This is a genomic window from Hymenobacter jeongseonensis, from assembly GCF_015694725.1.
In the GTDB taxonomy this organism is placed as follows: domain Bacteria; phylum Bacteroidota; class Bacteroidia; order Cytophagales; family Hymenobacteraceae; genus Hymenobacter; species Hymenobacter jeongseonensis.
The window spans coordinates 149794-166460 of record NZ_JADQDQ010000002.1; the positions used below are offsets into that span (position 1 = coordinate 149794).

The window sequence follows — 16667 nt, forward strand, 5'->3', positions numbered from 1 at the left end:
TAAGGCAGGACTTTCGCCTTCTATGAAAGTAGAAGGTGATGGAAACATCAAATACAGAACAGTGGCGGGACATCACCAGCTACGAAGGCATTTACCAGGTATCGAGCGAGGGCAACGTGTACTCCGTCCGTTTCAATCGGATGCTCAAGCCACAGTTGGGCAAGCTGGGCTACTACCACGTTGGCCTGAGCGTGGGCGGTAAGGTGAAGCTCGTGCATATTCACCGGTTGGTGGCCCTTGCCTTTCTATCGGAGCCTGAAGGCATGGTTAAACCCACCGTGGACCACATCAACTACGTGAAGACGGACAACCAGTTGGGCAACCTACGCTGGCTTTCTAGTGCCGACAATTCCAGCCGCACCTCGACCGACACCCGCATCCATCGGCCAAGAGGTAGCGCAAAGCCCAATGCAAAGCTCAATGAGGAAGCAGTGAGAAGTATTCGGGTAGAGTATGCAGCAGGGGGTATCTCCGCTTACAAGCTGGCAGAGAAGCATGGGGTATCGCATACGGCTGTCCGTTCGCTCATCATTAAACACTCATGGACACATATAGTATGAGTAGTTGATGCTTCCGCTCAGGTTGTTACTACTACCTTTAATGCGTCCAAACAACTATAAGGGCAATCTAATCAAGGGCTAGTATAAAATCAGTATGACTGCGATACAGAAATCGAGAAGTGATATTACAGCGGCTGAAGACAAAGTTGTTGGCTTTGACTACCAATATTACTATTTCCTACTTTGCTTATTAAATCTAAACAAAGATGAAACAATAGGACTAGAAGTAAAAGATGATGTTCACATTGAACAAGCTAATGGCGTAACTATTCTTGCCCAGCTTAAGCACACTATCAACCCACAAAATAGTAATCTCACAGAATTGGATTCTGATTTCTGGAAAACGCTATACAATTGGGCCCTATTAATTGAAGAATCAGCCCAACTAGTTATACCAACTGAGACAGAAGATACAAAGTTTAATTTTTGTCATATTAACAGGTTCGTATTAATTACAAACAAAGGTGCGGGGCCACGCAACGATTTTCTGAATAAGCTATCTGATTTCAGAATAAGCACACTCACCATAACCGACATTAGAGCATATTTAGAGAATTTACACTCTAAGACAGCCGACACAACCATCAAACTGTATATCAGCACGGTTTTATTACTGAGTGATAGAACATTATCCGTATTTCTATTTCATTTAAAGATAGAAACTGATTTTGACGACATATTAGAAAAGATCAAGAATGAGCTCCACAAACTATTTATAAGAGAAAATAAAATAGATTCTCTATTAAAACTATTAGATGGCGCATTACGTCAAGCAAGCTACGAAACGGTAAAGAATCATCAAAAATTCATCTTTACATATGACGAGTTTCACAGAAAATACGAACTATATTTTCAAATGGGCAGAAGCGATGAACTTCTCATTGAAGAATATGACTGCATAATTGATAACCCATTAGAACAACATTTTATTGAGCAGCTTATAGATATTGAAGATGTATATGAAGATGAAATAGATGATATAATCAAATACACTAGCTATAAACTCACTGTTTTCAACAATTTAATGCGATGGCTACAAGAAGGACAGATAACTGAGAGCCAATGGGATAAATTCCAAAGTGAATCTGTAACCATTTGGGACAACATTTTCAAAAAAACACATAGAAGCGTAAGAAAAGCAGACTTAACTACTTTTACCACTGATGAATTCAGCAACCTAATAAAACTGGCTCAATCATGCCTAGATGAGATCAGAAATATGGATTTAAAAATAAGAGGCCAACAACTAGGTATTCAACTTAGTAATGGCCAGTTTTACCACTTGTCCGACTTGAAAAAGATTGGTTGGGTTTTATACTGGAAACGAAAATATGGCGCAGCCTAACGACAAATATCTCTTCAACAACACTGCCATTGGCCTCGTTGGCATTTTGTCAACCTTACAAAAAAGCAACGGCATAGACATTGCAAATTTTCTACTCATAAGCCCACTTCTGCTTCATGCAGAAACATTAAAATTCTTACGCACACCTAATGTAAGAATTAGAAGCATTGAGGAATTTTTAGTAAAGTCACCCAAAACATTCATTAATTTCCCAGATCGTTATGAATCGCTTCTTAGCATGAGTTTCAATTGTTTAACTATTGCAATTGAAGCAGGATATCTAATTCTCAATAATAATTTCGTATATCCAACAGAGAAGTTACTAAAGTATAAATTTCATAGCAAGCTAGGGCTTCGAGCAAATGAATTAACAAAAGCCGCAGCAAAGCTTGCTCATTTGCTGGCAGCAAACAGTAATACACTTTACCTTAATTTGCGAATCAACCTATGAAGTTTGTTATCAACAAAATAATTCTCTGGCTCGCCAATGGCCAACGCAGAGATCTGGATTTTCTTCCAAACAAAGTAAACCTAGTAACGGGCGATAGTTCGACTGGGAAATCTACTATATTGAGGATAGTAGATTATTGCCTTTGTAAAAGCTCAACGCCAAGCAAGATTGCTGAAGAAGTAATCAATGAGAACACAGATTGGTATGGTATTAACTTATCAATAAACGGCAAAGCATATACAATTGCTAGGAGTAAGATTAAAGAAGGAGTACTCTCCAGCGAATACTACTTTTCTTCTACAGGCGAAATACCCGTAAAGCCAGAAACTAATATCTCTGAACCAGAACTTAAAAAAATACTGGAAGGTGAATTCTCAATTGATTCGAGCTTAGTCATCCCATACGGTGGTAAAACCCTGAAAGCTGGGGCAAAAATATCATTTCGCTATTTCTTATTATTTAATACCCAGTCCGACAACGTAATAATAAATGAGGAGCAATTTTTCGATAAAGTAAATAACCCAAGGTATAAAGAAGCCCTAGATAGGATATTTGGTTTAGCGCTCGAATCTACAAGTCCAGAAGGAGTATTGATAGCTGAAAGGCTATCCAAACTCACAAAAGATCAAATTGCCGTTGAGCGCAAAGAGGACATGTTTTCCAAACAGCGTGGGGTATTTCAAGGCAATATTATTGAACTAATCAGCAAAGCACAAGACTCTGGCTTAATAGAGTCTGGTTTACCCACTATTAATGAAGGGGTAAACGTACTTAATAACATCGTGCAGAATTATATGTCTTCTTATAGGAAAGAAAATATTATAGAAATCGAGAACCTACAAAGGCAAAAAAGAGACATTAATAGACGACTTAAAAATATCGAGTTTTTCGAGAACAGTTATAATGAATACTTAGAAACAGTTAAAGTAAATGTTGATAGCTTAGCTCCTGTCAGCATTTTAAAGGCGAATCTTTCTGATCTTGTATTTGCGCCTTCTGTGGTAAGGATTTTTGAAAGCTTAGAAGGCAGATTGTCCAAACTCAAAGCAGACCTTATTCAGAAAAAGCCATTTGCAGCCAATCTATCCGATGAAAAAGCTACTCTTAATAAATCTTTAAGTGAACTTGAGGAAAAGATTAGCTTATATCCAACCAAGTCTCCTGACTTCGTTGATGAAGCTCAACGATTGATGCTTATCGGCGAGATCAAAGCAAAGCTGGAACTATACACGCAAGTTGTTGACGAAATAGATTTCTCTGCACAGATTGAGGATATCCAAAGTGAGATATCTGAACTACAAGGAAAGCAGCGCAATTTAACGGATAACGCAGGATTAATTATTGATTTACTCCAAGAGCAAATACAAAAATACGTATCAAATTCAATATCACTTGGTGTCTACCAAACCTATAAGGCCTTCTTTAACGAGAAGGACAAAATACTTCAACTAAGAAAACCTGGAGCTATAACAATTTCTGATGTCGGGAGCAGTTCAAACCACTTGTTCCTTCATCTTTGTTTATTCCTAGGCTTACATGACTTCTTCTTACAGAGAAAAAGTAAATACATTCCACAATTTCTAATCTTAGACCAGCTCAGCCGGCCTTATTATGAAGAGGCTATAAGAAAAAGTACGGCAACAGGCAACACCGCCGATATTAAATTGGAGGATGCAATAATTGAGAGTGATGACCAGATCAAGCTACGTGAAGCCTTCCGCATGCTTGACAATTTCATTGAATACGCTGTTAAAGAGAAGGAATCGAGCTTTCAATTCATTGTCTTGGAACACGTTTCTCCTGCTTTTATAAATGAAATGGGGCTACAGCATTTTCACATTGTAGATAACTTTAGGAATGGCAATGCTCTTATCCCCTTGGCTTAATACAACAATATAACTAATCTTATTTACTAGTTAAAGTGTAACTGAAACACTTTAATCACACTCATTCGTCAAAATCAATAGAACATCAAGTAACATGGCTCTAACATTTAATGACTTCAAAAAAGGCACCCTATTATACAGAGGTAATATTAACGAAAAGCTTTTCTTTAATGGCAAGCAGCTTTTTAAGCTGAAGTCTGGAGAGTACTTTCAGCGAACTGATTCGCACACTTTATCTGCGCACGGTTACTTACCAAAAGTTGAGGTTTATAATATCAACGGAAACCTTGTTTTAGCTTTCCTCGATGATCAAACATATACTTTCGTTGAGAGAGTAGATGTTATTGAAAATCAAACCAAAGAGCCATTTACAGGCTTCGAGAACGGTAAATTGTACGAATTGCAAAACGGACAGACTTGGAAGCAAATGGGCGGTCCTTATGCGCCAAACCATATTTCCAGCGGTTATGTCAAGATTTTAAATAACAATACAATGATGGTTGATAATTGGGACTTCTTCCCTCAAGTAATACTTGTAAGTACCGGAGGTCGTTCGTAATCTATTACTTTTTAATTTCGCCTCAAATTAAAACGGCCACCCTAGTTTCTGGGGTGGCCGTTTTCTAGTTATCACAACGCTGGCAGCAGTCCGTATAGACCTTTGGCGCAGGCTCTCCGTCGAACAGAAACTCGTGTAGACTCAAACCTTGTTTCTTAACTCGTGCGGGTTCCGACTCGGTCGGCTTGACTTCCGGCAGCCATTCCCGTACGGTCTCATTTGGAGCTACGAGAAAGTCCTCAGCGTCGGTAAACACGTCCTCACTTCCCACACCCAGCAACGCATAGCCCTATGGCTCTGGCTGGGTGAGTTTCTTAATAACTGCTACGAGTTCTACGAGGGTTTTGGTCTCTAGCCCGTTGTCGTCCGTCGTTTCAATCTTGTACGGCGGCGTGGGCAGATTCGCCGCTGCAAACACTGCTTCAAAAGCACGGGTAGCATACGGGATGCCCGCCAACTCCGTGTGGATGCTGTCGTGGATGGTGGCAAACTCGCCGTCGTAGGTTTCGGTCAGGCGCTTGGCTACCCCCTCGATTAGCAACCGCTGCTCCAGTAACTGAAGCATCTTAGGCATCAGTTTTCGCTGCACGATGCTTCCCGGCAACGGGTCGTTCAAACCACTCGTCACGGTGAGCAAGGAGCCGTACAACTGGCCCAACTGGTACTTCGGCTGCGCAAACACCCCGGTAGTGGAGAAGAAAGCGCCAAACCACAAGTCCTTGCCAGTGGAACGACCCGGCAGGCCCAGCTCCGTGGCGGTGGTGGCGTACAAGTCCGTGTGCACGGCATCGTAGCAGAAGCGGCGCACCTTATCGTCGGCTTGGTAAGCGGCGTGCAGGGTGCCGAGCACGTAGCGCACCGTGGCGGCGTCCATATCCCCATTCTTAGTCAGCAACTGGAAGCACTGCTCCGGGTATTCGAACAGGTAGGCGGCCAGCACGAACTGCGAGCACCGAATGTCCAGCGAGTACACCTGGTTGCCGTTGGGGCGGTAGAACCGGCGAAGGCCGGTGACCATGTTGGTGAGCGGCGTGTGTAGACGGTGGCCAAAGTCGTCGCACAAGTTCTCGAACTGCACTTGGCCCTGACGCAACTGGTCGGCGTAGTAGAGGCTCCATACAGGCGACATCTCGTTTACGTCGTCGGCCGTTGCCCGCAGCCACGCTTCCATTCCTACGTAGTCCACGTTGCGCACCAGCGTATCGACGTACTCGGCTAGGCGCTGGCGATGCACCGAGTGCCCGGCTCGCTTCCGCAGGATTTGGGCTTTCTCTTTGGCGTAGTGCTTGTGCGCTTTGTACGAATACTTGGCACCCAACTCTACGGGGCGGATGGCATCGAACCCGACGACTTCCTCCAGCGCATGGTCGTTGTGCAGGCGGTAGTGCTTCGGGTGGCCCTCTCCCTTGTCGCCCGCTTTCATGCCGATATACGAACCGGTGTTGGCCCGCTTGTGGCCCTTCGGCTCGTACGAATAGTTGCGCTTGGTCGGGGGCACGTCAAAGGGGTCGTCGCCTTTGCTGGCCAGCCCTTCCATGTCGTAGTAGTGGTACACCTCCAGGTAGCGGTGGGTGCGCAGGAACTCCAGGTACTTGCCGTAGTTGTTGCTGAACTGCTGGCGCAGCAGTTTCCGGCTGATGCCCGTGTAGGCATCCCCCGTGAGCCGGTTCACCGCCTTGCTGCCGTCCTGGAACGTGTCCGAGCTGCGCTTCGAGCGGTAGATGGTCAGGTACGCCGTCAGGCCCAGCGTGGCAAACAGGTGCAGGCACTCGTCTTCCAGAAACTCGGCTTGGCCGTTCTCAAAGGTGATTTGCTCGGCCGCTACCCAGTCTTGGAACTGCGTACGGAACATGGCCACGTTTACGGTGGCAGGCAACCACACCCGCAGGGGCTGCAAGGTGCCAGCAGCAAGGGCCTTCTCGGCCGTGGAAAATCTTTTCTTTATCGTCATCGGTCGTGTCATCGGGGTGCTAACGGTAGGCGCAAGACTGGCTGGCCAGCCAGTCTTGCAATCCCCCTAGATGACGTCGGGGGCCGTAGCCTGTAGTTTAGGTGGCCGCCTCGTAGGCGGTAAGCAAGATGCGGATGGCCTCGCTGGCCGCCACCCTGCGATCGTACTCAAGGCCCAGCCGCTTGGCCATGGTGGTCAAGTCGGTGTGCACGGAAGTAGTCAGGGTGATGGTCTTGCACAGCTTGCGCTCGGGGGTAGTGGGCTGGTTATTCATGCGTTATATATGGTTATTATATGACGCCATTGCCCAGAAGTTTGGCTTCAACGCTTGTTTACTTTCAAATCCTCAGCATAACACTACCCCCACCCTAATGGTGGGATGACGGAGGGTTCCAAGGTATGCAATCAGTATCATAAATGTGTCCGTTTTTTTGCACGTACAGCCCCTGGCATTGAGGTGGCAATAACGCATGTGTCCGTTTTTTCGCACTGTTGATGCAAGACGTGTGCGAAAAAACAGACACATTTATGATAGGAATCCTCTCCCGCTTGCGTGCTTCTCCCCTCTTGCAGCTAATCCCGTGCTGATGGACATGATTTAGTTGGTGCGCAAAAAGACGGACACACTTATGATAGGAAAATGAGCTGCACTCGCCTGCCTGCGTTGTGATGGCTGGCCTTTACAGGTTGAGGGTTCGTGAGCAGAAAATTCGGATACTCGGACCAACGGTGCGAAAAAACGGACACATTTATGATAGGACTCTGCCCCTCCCCTTGGTTGGCTGGCTAGCATTATTGCCTGTTCTCTGGTTAATCATTGGTGAGGGGAAGTGGCCGCAGCAGCAAAGCGGAGGCTACCCTCCCCGACCCCATAACTGCGTATTCCACTAGCAGCTGCCTTGGCCCATAGCGTTGGGTTGGTCCATGTTTGCTTTAACTCGGTGCAGGGTCCCGTTGAAGTTGACGTTTTATACCGGCGCTGGCTACTACTACAAAATACCTTACAATACCTAGCATTCTGGGCCCGATGTTATGAAAACCTAGCACCGGTTTAGCAGACCCTTCCACAAAATACCCGTTCGTTCACCGAAGTAGCTTCTCTTTGATAGCCCTCGCCGTAATCGCCTAAATTTCCAGCAATTACTAGTTGGTGCCGAGATTTACGAAAAACCCATTGCTACCATGTCCCACTGGTCCCGTGTCGAAGTCGAAGCAATTGTCACGACCTACTTTGATATGCTGGCGCAGGAGTTGCGTGGGGAGCCAGTGAATAAGAAAGAAACGAACCGACAACTCATCCGGCTATTGAGCGGGCGCACCTTAAGTTCGGTCGAATTCAAGCACGCCAACATCAGCGCCGTGTTGTTGGAACTTGGCTATCCCTACGTCGACGGCTACAAGCCCCGTAGCAACTACCAAGAACTGTTGCGGGAGGTAGTGGAATCTCGGCTATCGGCCAACAAAGGACTTCAGGTGACCGTGAAGAACATCGTGGAACAGTCGGTAATGGTTGCTATTGCACCCCTTGACTTCGACCAAGCTTTCGTTCCGGCACCTGCTCGAAAACCAGGAGTTGCGCCAAGTAGCAGGAGCAGCGTGAGTCACCAGCAGCCACGCTTGGGTGTGAACTACCTGGAGCGAGAAGCCAACAACGCCTCATTAGGCAAAGCAGGCGAACAATTCGTACTGGAAGTGGAACACGCACGATTATGGAAAGCAGGCTATCGCCGCTTGGCCGAACGCATCGAGCACGTTTCCCAAACCCAAGGCGACGGCTTGGGATACGACGTGCTCTCCTTTGAAGAAACCGGGCAGGAACGGCCGATTGAGGTAAAGACTACCCGGTTTGGCGCCATGACGCCGTTCTTCGCCTCCCGCAATGAAGTCAAGGTATCCGGGGTGCTGGACAATTATCAGCTTTACCGGGTGTTTGGATTCGGCAAAGCCCCCAAAGTGTTTGTGTTATCGGGCGTGCTGGAGAATTCCTGCACTCTGGAGCCGATCCAATACCGGGCCTCGGTGGGTTAGGCATGACAGACGCCGTGGAATGGCTCACGGCTGTTGCTAGAGCGTCTTGAGAAACTCAGACCAGATGGCCTGCTTGTTGGTAAAATAGGTTCTGGCCGATGTTTTCAGCAGCAAGAAATCAATGCCGTTTGCGGCGCAAAAGGAGCAATGCAGCGGGCAAGTGACCCCGAGCCAAGCGTACGTTGCCCGTTGTAAAAGAGGTAGCAAACCGACGAGCCGATATCTTTGAAATGGTTCGTCGGCTGACATGGCCCGATGGTTACCTACCTTAAAGCCTACCAGCAGTAATTGATCAGATGCCACAGGATCCCGACCTCCTCATTCAACAAGTCCAAGCGCAACTCAGTGAGGCCAAAGAGGTCGTTTGTGAATTGGAAATGCAGTTGCAAGCTGCAATGGCACTGAAGTTAAAAAGAGAGCAGGCTTTAAATAACGTCGAAGCCATTGCCATAGCAATCAAGCAGTACCCGTATGGAAAACTTCGACTGGCCCAGCAGTTGGATTGGTTAGCTCAAACACATCATTCCATTACCATCGGCCATTTCTTCGCTGATGATGACACTTACATTACTCGGACGATTCACGTGGAAGCCGACAGTATCTGCTTGACCGTTGAGGATGCGGAACGCAATGAAGGCAGCCTGTTCCAGAATTTGATGCTCGTAATGAAAAATGCAAAGCTACTTGATCGAAATCACCTTATGCTCAGCACCATTCGGCGCAAAAAATCACTTGAAGGGGCACGAGTATCAGAAGCGTTCCATCGTTCCGGTTATATAGGCATCAATTCAACTGATGGCAAGGAGCAAACAATTTGGCGAGAGCATCGGGCAGGGGAAAAAATACGCTTAAACCTTGCAAAAAGCCTAATTAATTGAAGTAGAGAGCACACCATTTCAGCGACTTGAACATACCTACCAACCTTTTCCCGGCTCACCTTGAATTTCAGCGAAACAGAATATTGGAACGGGATCATCCTTTATGGCCTAAATGCGGCCACCTATAAGATAGCCTTGGGTAAAACCCTGCTGGACCTTTCCCAAGCCAATCAAGGCGTTGTGACCTGGCACGCCCTTTCCCAAGCGTACTTCGATAACTACCTCGCCCGGCTTACGTTGGGCCAAGCCATGCCCCAGCAGTCCAACCCGGCCCGACTCACTATCATGGAGCGGATCGTGAAGGAGTACCAGCTCGGCAAGCTCACGTATGCCCAGGCCGTGGAAGAAGTCGGGCTAAGGGCCTTTCACGACGTTATCCCCCGGTTTCAGACCATCGGCACAAACAAGGAAATCGTCAAGGACAAATTCTATCACGCTGATTTCGGTCGTTCGCTCATCCTAACCGACAACTTATTTCGGATAGCCGAGGGTGACGTAGCCGACTTGCACAGCCAACTAGATAGTCGTTGGGGCCTACTCGAGGGTGCCTTTCAAATTGCCCACGATCACTCGCACCTAAACAATGACTTGCGGGACGTCTACATCGTGAATGGCTACCAGCGCACAACCCTGACGGCGAACATTCCCTTTCTCGAAGGCTATCAAGGCAGCACCTGCTTCTACTGCAGCGAGCCCATAGCCAAGGGCGACGTCCACGTCGATCACGTCCTTCCCCGCCAAGTCGTCCACCACGACGAGATCTGGAACTTGGTGCTGGTCCACCCGGATTGTAACCTAAGCAAGAGCGACCGGCTGGTGGGCGAGCATTTCGTTCACAAGCTCATTCTGCGCAACGAGAACATCATGGGCAGCAATCACCCGTGGAAAGCTAAAATCGAGAAGGAGTTAGGCTCCACCCCGACCCAGCGGGCCAAGAGCCTGCGGAAGCACTACGATGCGGTGAAGACCATCCTAGGACCGTATTATTGGGGTGGCTCGGCTGGCTACAATCCGCAGACCGACCCCTTCTACCGCAAGCTCATCACTTTCCTCAACAATGGAAAAACCCTCAGTCTTTCTTAGCATCCCCCAAGAGCGGCACGTCCTAGAAACCGAGCACTTTTTCGTAATCCGGGATGGGTACCCGGTAAGCCCGGGCCACTCGCTCATCATAACTAAGCAGCTTCGCAACGACTACTTTGCCCTCAGCCCCGAGGAGTTGCAAGAGCTACCGGAAGTCATTCAGTTGGTGAAGCAAAACATCGAGCAGTCGTACCGGCCTGACGGCTACAACCTCGGCATGAACTGCGGGGAGGCAGCAGGCCAAACTGTCTTTCACTTTCACTGCCACATCATCCCTCGTTACGCAGGCGACATGGAAAGCCCACGGGGAGGGGTTCGGCATTGCGTCGCAGGGAAGGGGTACTACTAAAAGGCTACTTCTAAATAGTAAAGCAGAATGGACGGCAAGAGCAGCCCATTCGGAGTTGGTTGGGAGAATCAGGACAGAATCGAGCCTTATATCTCCATCGTCATGAAAGACATCCCCCAACCTATCAAACGTTGGCGCTATGATGCCGCCAAGAGAACATTTAAATAGTAATCATGGCGGAAACACCTAACTCTGAAATCAACGACGGCAAGTTGCTCGTGCTACACCAAGACAGCAAAGGGGTAGTACAAGTCGGCCATGTGGCGTACAGTAATCCACTTGAGAATGAACTAGAGTTGGTAAGGCAGTTATGCGATAGCGAGCATACCACGCTGGACCGCTTGAAAGATCATCTAGCCAGAACTAGGACTTTCGACCAACTCGTAAGGGCCAAAGAATATAGATACTGCATTGAATTGAATGCAGCTTACCAGAGCTTTCAGATTAAGCTTGACCAGGGTTTATCATTCATTAAATTGATGCATAACATTATTAAATCGAAAAAGAAGAGCACAAAACCTGGTGAATACTACGACCCTACCGACGATGTTGAAAATTGCAAAAAATATATCAAAGAGCTTTACACAAAATGGTGCAAAGCTTATGCAATTGAACTGGCGTACGAAAGTTGCAAAAGAAATCAGAACATTTTAGCGTACTCGCACCGTATCTGTGGCTGGTCTAACCCGGTACACAGGCTAACACCAAATTTTACGGTTGAAGTAAAGACCAACTTTGGTTATGGCGGGGCCAGCTACTTCTTTACGAAGCTCACATTCAAGGATGTGGAAATTATACCCTTTTCTGAGTGGGTGCAGTACGCCATTGCGAGGGTGACAGAGATTGTCAGATATTCTAAATGCTACGAGCTCGAAAACAGATACTGGCGCAATGCGCTATTATACTGCCGAGATGCCTGCAACCTGTCGCTTACAGACGAGGAACAGTTTATCTCCAAGTACATCATCGACGAGTGCGATATAATGGTGAAGGAACTGGAAGAAATGGTCGTCAGCGATGAACTGCTGGTAATTAGCCGAAAGGAGCCACACAAAGGACGCTTTAAGCTTGACAAAGCTGGCCACTACCTAGTTGAGTACAAAGGCGAGAAAATCAGCGGTGCACTAGACCTAATAACCAAAATTCTAGCGTTTGACAAAATCGCTTCTGTCAGTAATTTCATTACCCGCATTGAGCAGGCTAACAAAAAAATACAGCCAATACTGGTCAACGAGCTTCTCGCATTAGTCACTAAAATTCAGGAAGCAAATGCGACGATGGCATTGCTACAGCCCGATTTTTTAGCCTACTTAGGTAAAAACAAAGAGTATATCAACGAAAAGCAAGCGTTGCGGGAGCTTCTGGCGCAACAACAAGGCGTACCGTCTTATAAACTGGAACAAGACCATGTGGACATAGCTTTTCATGACAAATTTCCTGAATACAGGCCATTTGAGAAGGATTTCAAAGCTGTCAGTGAACGATACCACCAGTTGACCGACCACATCAAAAATTTGAATCGGGTACTCGATAGTATCTCGAACTACAAAGACAGAATCGACACTTACTTCTGTAAATAACCAGCAGCGAAAAAGTGTGGTGATCTAGCAATGATGGGCAGAAGAAGTACGTACATTTTATAGTGGTGATGCCAGCACCATGTATCGACACCTTCGGGAAACGACAACTTTTGCCGCCATTTCAGCAATAACCCCGCTTCACTTAATTATTGAAGTCCAGCGGTATAGCTTCGATAATTACCTTGGCCCACGCTTGGTACTTGTAGCCGAAGCTTCCCGACGGGTGGTTGACGCAGACGATTTTCAGGCGGTAATCACCGTGCCGCAAATTGATAACCAGCGGACGCTTTTTGAAGTCCCCTGAGTCGTACTGCCACCCGGTGGTTTTGGTGGCCAGCAAATGTCCTAATCGCCCAATGCCCGCAATTCCCAGCCGGATGCACACTTGTGGCTGGATGATTTTGGCCACGTCAAGCAACACCTGCCACCCCAGATCAAAATCCTCCACAGTGGGACGAATCTTGCGAGAAGCCATTGGTTGCTGCACCAAGTTTAGATAGCTGACGGACGTCCACACCCGTTCCCGCTCGGCAAAGCTGCTGGTGGGTTGAGCAAGCAGGGTGCTTTCGGTATTGCGGAAAAACCTCGACTTGGCAAACTTGGCCTGGAAGGAATTCAGCCCGTGATTTTCCACCAGCTTTCGGGTGGCGTCTTTTTGTGAAAGCCAGCCGTCGCCATCCTCGTAGAAGCTTTCTCCGACCAGCAACACACCGGTTTGAGGAAACTTTTCACCAATCCACGGGAGCCAGTTTAGGCCTGAAACAGTAGAGAGGCTATCATCGAAGCTGGTGATTTGCTTGTCGGTCATAAGGGCGTTGATAAGTGGGCACCAAGGTAGGCCCTCTTGATCAAAGCCCAACAATAAAGAAAAACCCACTCCACGCAGATGGGCTGCTTCTGTTACGACCAACCCGAAACAGTGTGATTTGAGCGCCCCTGCCGCATTCGGATCTTTTAACCAGCAGAGTAGCTGTCTTAATCACCCGGACCCAGCAGGTAAGCCGAATAGCTAGCAGAACCGAGAAATTGGACGAAACCAGCAGGCCTGAAGAGCTCATAGTAGGGACGGGCCAGCATCAGCTTGGCGCAAAACCTAACGAACATGAAAAAGCCCCTGTAAGTACTTGACTTAGAGGGGCTTTTGCTGTGATCCCGCTGGGATTCGAACCCAGGACCCGTACATTAAAAGTGTACTGCTCTACCAGCTGAGCTACAGAATCGGTACCTTGCACTTCACAAGGGCGATACCCTGTTTGTGGGCACAAAAGTACAAGCACCTCCCGGATTACACAACCTTGATTCAAAAAAAAGTCTCTTCTCTTTCTCTATGGCCCGTTTTGCTGGCATTAATCCTCCTGCCTATCTGCGGGTTGGGTGCAAATCTGCCCCAAAATAAATTATTGAAAGATTCTGTTTTTAGTGCTCCCGCGGCTTTGCAACAGGCCGATTCGCTGTTTGCGAAGGGGAAATATGCGGCCGCCGTGCCTGCCTACAAGCACCAAGTGTGGCAGCAGCGCCGGGCTTCGCCGGCGCTGCTGCTGAAAATGGCCTATGCCCAGCAACAGCTCGGCCACTACCCGGCTGCGCTCCTTTACCTGAGCTTGGCCCAGGCCCGTGAGCCACGCGTGCGCACTTGGCGGCAGTTGGCCTCCCTGGCGGCCCAGCACCGGCTGGTGGGCTACCCCATCACGTGGCAGCAGGAACTGCGGGTGCAGGCCCAGCGCTACTACTACCCCGGCCTGCAGCTGTTGCTGGGCGGGGCACTGGTGAGCGCCATCTGGCTGCTGTGGCGCCGCAGCCCGCGCGGGGCGTGGGTGGGCTACGCTGTTTACGTGGGGGCGCTGGGGGCTTACCTGCACTTCCTGCGGCCGAAGCCGGCAGGGCTGGTGGCTCGGACGGGAACGGCGCTTATGGCGGGCCCCAGCGCCGGCGCCGCGTGGCTGAGCACCGCCGCCATCGGTGACCGCCTGCTGGTGCTGGGGCGCCAGGATATCTGGTACCGGGTGCAATGGCAGCAGCGGGTAGCGTTTGTGCGCGAAGCCGATTTGCTGGTGGTGGAATAATAGTGAACCGGCCAGTGGATGTTTTTGACTGCGCAAAGAGCTTAGGTGGTGGTGGTGATGCCATAAATCCAGCGCCTTTGCATGTCACCAAATCAGCATTTCACGCCTCTATGTCATTATCGACGGGTACTTTTGCCGGTATGTCTGCTTCCCTAACCCTTACTGGCCTGTACCTCTACCCCGTCAAATCCCTGGGTGGGTATGCCGTGACCGAGGCCGAGGTGACGCCTCGGGGCCTTCGGCACGACCGCCGCTGGCTGCTGGTAGACGAGCGCAACCGATTCATGACCCAACGGCAGCTGCCCGAATTGGCGTTGCTGACGGTGGCCCCGGCCTACAACGGCTTTCTGATTACCCACCGCCAGCGGCCCGATTTGCTGCCGCTCTTCATTCCCTTCGAAGCCACGCCGGAGCGCACGCTCTTCGTCACCATTTGGGATGACATGGCCTGGGCTTGGCGCGGCACGCCGCAGGCCGACGAATGGCTGGCGGAAGCCCTGGGGCGGCCCTGCAAGCTGGTGTACATGTCCGACATGGTGCGGCGCGACGTGGAGCCCGACCTGAACCCCGAAGGCCAGCTGGTGAGCTTCGCCGACGGCTACCCCTTCCTGCTCATTGGCGAAGCCGCGCTGGCAGATTTGAATACCCGCCTCACGCAGCCCGTGCCCATGAACCGCTTTCGGCCCAACCTGGTGTTTGGGGGTGGGGAGCCGTACGAAGACGATACCTGGGAGAACTTCCAGATTGGCCCCGTGCCCTTTCGGGCCGTGCGCGGCTGCGGCCGCTGCGTGCTGACCACCATTGACCAGCAAACGGCCACCAAAAGCCCTCTCGGCGACCCGCTGCGTACGCTGGCTACGTACCGGCAGGTAGAAAACAGCGTCATGTTCGGGCAGAACGTGACCGGGGGCGGTGTAGGGCGGCTGCGCGTGGGCGATGTGGTGACGGTGCTCAGCCGCAAGTAAGCCATCGGGCAGAGGCGGGCGGCAACTTGGGCAGCGGGAACAGCGTTCTGCTTTCCCGAGTTATAAGCCCGCTTATTTGAATGGAACTTGATTTTCTGCTGCACTTTCTGGCTCGCCTTGCGGCCAACAACAACACGGAATGGATGGCGGCCCACCGCCCCGACTACCAACGCGCCCGCGCCGCATGCATTGAGTTGGTGCAGCAGGTCCTAGCCCAGGCCGCGACCACCGACCCCGACCTGGCCGACCTGACCACGGCAGACGTCATGTTTCGGCTCCACAAAAACGACCGGGCCCACCGCGACCCCGAGCCTTACAAGCGCCGCATGGGGGCGGGCCTGAAGCTGGGCGGCCGCCACGCGCCCCGGGCGGGCTATTTCCTGGCCATACAGCCCGACGGGCGCAGTTGGTTGGGGGTGGGCACCTTCCACCCTATCCCGGCGATGCTGGCGGCCATCCGGCAGGAAATTCATTACAACGCCGACGAATTTCATCGGCGCCGACAGTCACCAGAATTACTGGCGCACTTCCCTGAAGGAATTGATACAACTGGCCCGCAACTGACGCGCCCGCCCCGAGGCTACTCAGCCGATGACCCGGACTTGGCTTGGCTGCGCCTAAAAACCTACGGCGCAGGCCGCTTTTACACCGATGCCGAGGTACTGGCCCCATATTTTGTAGCGAAGATTGTGGCGGGCATTGCCGCGGCTCGGCCGCTGGTGGACTTTTTTAACGAAGCACTTCCGAGTGCGGAATAGGTAATGTGTCAAAAAGAACGGTCCTGCTCATCTGGCGTCCGCGCAGCCGAAGCATCTCTACTGACTCGTCTGTCATCCTGAGCAGCGCGAAGGACCTTCTCACGTTGGCACCAATCGTTCGGCTGTGATAAGATGCTTCCTTCGTCAGCATGACAAGTGGCCCGGGAGAGATGCTTCGGCTGCGCGGACGCCAGATGAGCAGGACCGTTAA

General features: G+C 49.9%; 16 protein-coding genes and 1 tRNA gene. 13 read left to right on the plus strand and 4 right to left on the minus strand.

All coding sequences use genetic code 11. The annotated features are described in order from the left end of the window. Positions 1–38: 38 nt before the first annotated feature. The 5 genes from I2I05_RS04280 to I2I05_RS04300 all read left to right on the plus strand — a co-directional run bounded on the left by I2I05_RS04280 (position 39) and on the right by I2I05_RS04300 (position 4801). A complete protein-coding gene (locus I2I05_RS04280) occupies positions 39–560 on the plus strand; it encodes an NUMOD4 domain-containing protein (protein WP_196280998.1) in 522 nt (173 codons plus the stop codon). A 94-nt stretch (positions 561–654) separates the two neighbouring features. Next, complete coding sequence (locus I2I05_RS04285) at positions 655–1905, plus strand: hypothetical protein (protein ID WP_196280999.1); 1251 nt, start codon at positions 655–657, stop codon at positions 1903–1905. Next, positions 1892–2356: a three component ABC system middle component gene (locus I2I05_RS04290; RefSeq protein WP_196281000.1), complete on the plus strand. Its 465-nt coding sequence runs from the start codon at positions 1892–1894 to the stop codon at positions 2354–2356. Before I2I05_RS04285 ends, I2I05_RS04290 begins: the two co-directional genes overlap by 14 nt. Beyond that, positions 2353–4242 carry a DUF3732 domain-containing protein gene (locus I2I05_RS04295; RefSeq protein WP_196281001.1) on the plus strand — a complete coding sequence of 630 codons (1890 nt, stop codon included), beginning with the start codon at positions 2353–2355 and terminating at the stop codon, positions 4240–4242. Before I2I05_RS04290 ends, I2I05_RS04295 begins: the two co-directional genes overlap by 4 nt. Positions 4243–4336: 94 nt before the next feature. Then, positions 4337–4801 carry a hypothetical protein gene (locus I2I05_RS04300; protein WP_196281002.1) on the plus strand — a complete coding sequence of 155 codons (465 nt, stop codon included), beginning with the start codon at positions 4337–4339 and terminating at the stop codon, positions 4799–4801. Positions 4802–5090: 289 nt separating this feature from the next. On the opposite strand, the gene I2I05_RS04305 is transcribed toward I2I05_RS04300, so the two are convergent. Beyond that, positions 5091–6764: a hypothetical protein gene (locus tag I2I05_RS04305; protein WP_196281003.1), complete on the minus strand. Its 1674-nt coding sequence runs from the start codon at positions 6762–6764 to the stop codon at positions 5091–5093. A gap of 85 nt (positions 6765–6849) precedes the next feature. After that, positions 6850–7026 carry a hypothetical protein gene (locus I2I05_RS04310; RefSeq protein ID WP_196281004.1) on the minus strand — a complete coding sequence of 59 codons (177 nt, stop codon included), beginning with the start codon at positions 7024–7026 and terminating at the stop codon, positions 6850–6852. A 908-nt stretch (positions 7027–7934) separates the two neighbouring features. On the opposite strand from I2I05_RS04310, the gene I2I05_RS04315 reads away from it, so the two are divergent. From I2I05_RS04315 to I2I05_RS04335, 5 genes are all read left to right on the plus strand, one after another. Beyond that, on the plus strand, positions 7935–8780 hold the full coding sequence (locus I2I05_RS04315) for a DUF3883 domain-containing protein (RefSeq protein WP_196281005.1): 846 nt from the start codon (positions 7935–7937) through the stop codon (positions 8778–8780). Between the two features lie 296 nt (positions 8781–9076). Further along, a complete protein-coding gene (locus I2I05_RS04320) occupies positions 9077–9658 on the plus strand; it encodes a hypothetical protein (RefSeq protein ID WP_196281006.1) in 582 nt (193 codons plus the stop codon). Between the two features lie 135 nt (positions 9659–9793). Continuing rightward, on the plus strand, positions 9794–10741 hold the full coding sequence (locus I2I05_RS04325; protein WP_196281007.1) for an HNH endonuclease: 948 nt from the start codon (positions 9794–9796) through the stop codon (positions 10739–10741). After that, positions 10716–11090, plus strand: coding sequence for an HIT family protein (locus I2I05_RS04330; RefSeq protein ID WP_196281008.1), 375 nt, complete (start codon positions 10716–10718; stop codon positions 11088–11090). The genes I2I05_RS04325 and I2I05_RS04330 overlap by 26 nt, the downstream gene beginning before the upstream one ends. Before the next feature lie 173 nt (positions 11091–11263). Next, positions 11264–12670 (plus strand): hypothetical protein, encoded by a 1407-nt coding sequence (locus I2I05_RS04335; RefSeq protein WP_196281009.1) that lies wholly within the window; start codon positions 11264–11266, stop codon positions 12668–12670. 142 nt (positions 12671–12812) lie between these two features. Here I2I05_RS04335 and I2I05_RS04340 read toward each other — a convergent pair whose 3' ends face one another. Next, complete coding sequence (locus I2I05_RS04340; RefSeq protein WP_196281010.1) at positions 12813–13478, minus strand: hypothetical protein; 666 nt, start codon at positions 13476–13478, stop codon at positions 12813–12815. 339 nt (positions 13479–13817) lie between these two features. Continuing rightward, positions 13818–13890, minus strand: a tRNA-Lys gene (locus I2I05_RS04345). 180 nt (positions 13891–14070) lie between these two features. On the opposite strand from I2I05_RS04345, the gene I2I05_RS04350 reads away from it, so the two are divergent. From I2I05_RS04350 to I2I05_RS04360, 3 genes are all read left to right on the plus strand, one after another. Then, the gene (locus I2I05_RS04350) at positions 14071–14733 is read left to right on the plus strand and encodes a tetratricopeptide repeat protein (protein ID WP_196281011.1); all 663 of its coding nucleotides are present in this window, start codon (positions 14071–14073) and stop codon (positions 14731–14733) included. 140 nt (positions 14734–14873) lie between these two features. Next, the gene (locus I2I05_RS04355; protein ID WP_196281012.1) at positions 14874–15698 is read left to right on the plus strand and encodes an MOSC domain-containing protein; all 825 of its coding nucleotides are present in this window, start codon (positions 14874–14876) and stop codon (positions 15696–15698) included. Between the two features lie 80 nt (positions 15699–15778). Next, positions 15779–16456: a DUF2461 domain-containing protein gene (locus tag I2I05_RS04360; protein WP_196281013.1), complete on the plus strand. Its 678-nt coding sequence runs from the start codon at positions 15779–15781 to the stop codon at positions 16454–16456. Positions 16457–16667 lie beyond the last annotated feature (211 nt).

What these genes read in the sequence shown, in the direction of transcription:
- I2I05_RS04280 (WP_196280998.1), top strand. Translation starts at nt 39, where the DNA reads ATGGAAACATCAAATACAGAACAGTGGCGGGACATCACCAGCTACGAA.
- I2I05_RS04285 (WP_196280999.1), top strand. Translation starts at nt 655, where the DNA reads ATGACTGCGATACAGAAATCGAGAAGTGATATTACAGCGGCTGAAGAC.
- I2I05_RS04290 (WP_196281000.1), top strand. Translation starts at nt 1,892, where the DNA reads ATGGCGCAGCCTAACGACAAATATCTCTTCAACAACACTGCCATTGGC.
- I2I05_RS04295 (WP_196281001.1), top strand. Translation starts at nt 2,353, where the DNA reads ATGAAGTTTGTTATCAACAAAATAATTCTCTGGCTCGCCAATGGCCAA.
- I2I05_RS04300 (WP_196281002.1), top strand. Translation starts at nt 4,337, where the DNA reads ATGGCTCTAACATTTAATGACTTCAAAAAAGGCACCCTATTATACAGA.
- I2I05_RS04305 (WP_196281003.1), bottom strand. Translation starts at nt 6,764, where the DNA reads ATGACACGACCGATGACGATAAAGAAAAGATTTTCCACGGCCGAGAAG.
- I2I05_RS04310 (WP_196281004.1), bottom strand. Translation starts at nt 7,026, where the DNA reads ATGAATAACCAGCCCACTACCCCCGAGCGCAAGCTGTGCAAGACCATC.
- I2I05_RS04315 (WP_196281005.1), top strand. Translation starts at nt 7,935, where the DNA reads ATGTCCCACTGGTCCCGTGTCGAAGTCGAAGCAATTGTCACGACCTAC.
- I2I05_RS04320 (WP_196281006.1), top strand. Translation starts at nt 9,077, where the DNA reads ATGCCACAGGATCCCGACCTCCTCATTCAACAAGTCCAAGCGCAACTC.
- I2I05_RS04330 (WP_196281008.1), top strand. Translation starts at nt 10,716, where the DNA reads ATGGAAAAACCCTCAGTCTTTCTTAGCATCCCCCAAGAGCGGCACGTC.
- I2I05_RS04335 (WP_196281009.1), top strand. Translation starts at nt 11,264, where the DNA reads ATGGCGGAAACACCTAACTCTGAAATCAACGACGGCAAGTTGCTCGTG.
- I2I05_RS04340 (WP_196281010.1), bottom strand. Translation starts at nt 13,478, where the DNA reads ATGACCGACAAGCAAATCACCAGCTTCGATGATAGCCTCTCTACTGTT.
- I2I05_RS04355 (WP_196281012.1), top strand. Translation starts at nt 14,874, where the DNA reads ATGTCTGCTTCCCTAACCCTTACTGGCCTGTACCTCTACCCCGTCAAA.
- I2I05_RS04360 (WP_196281013.1), top strand. Translation starts at nt 15,779, where the DNA reads ATGGAACTTGATTTTCTGCTGCACTTTCTGGCTCGCCTTGCGGCCAAC.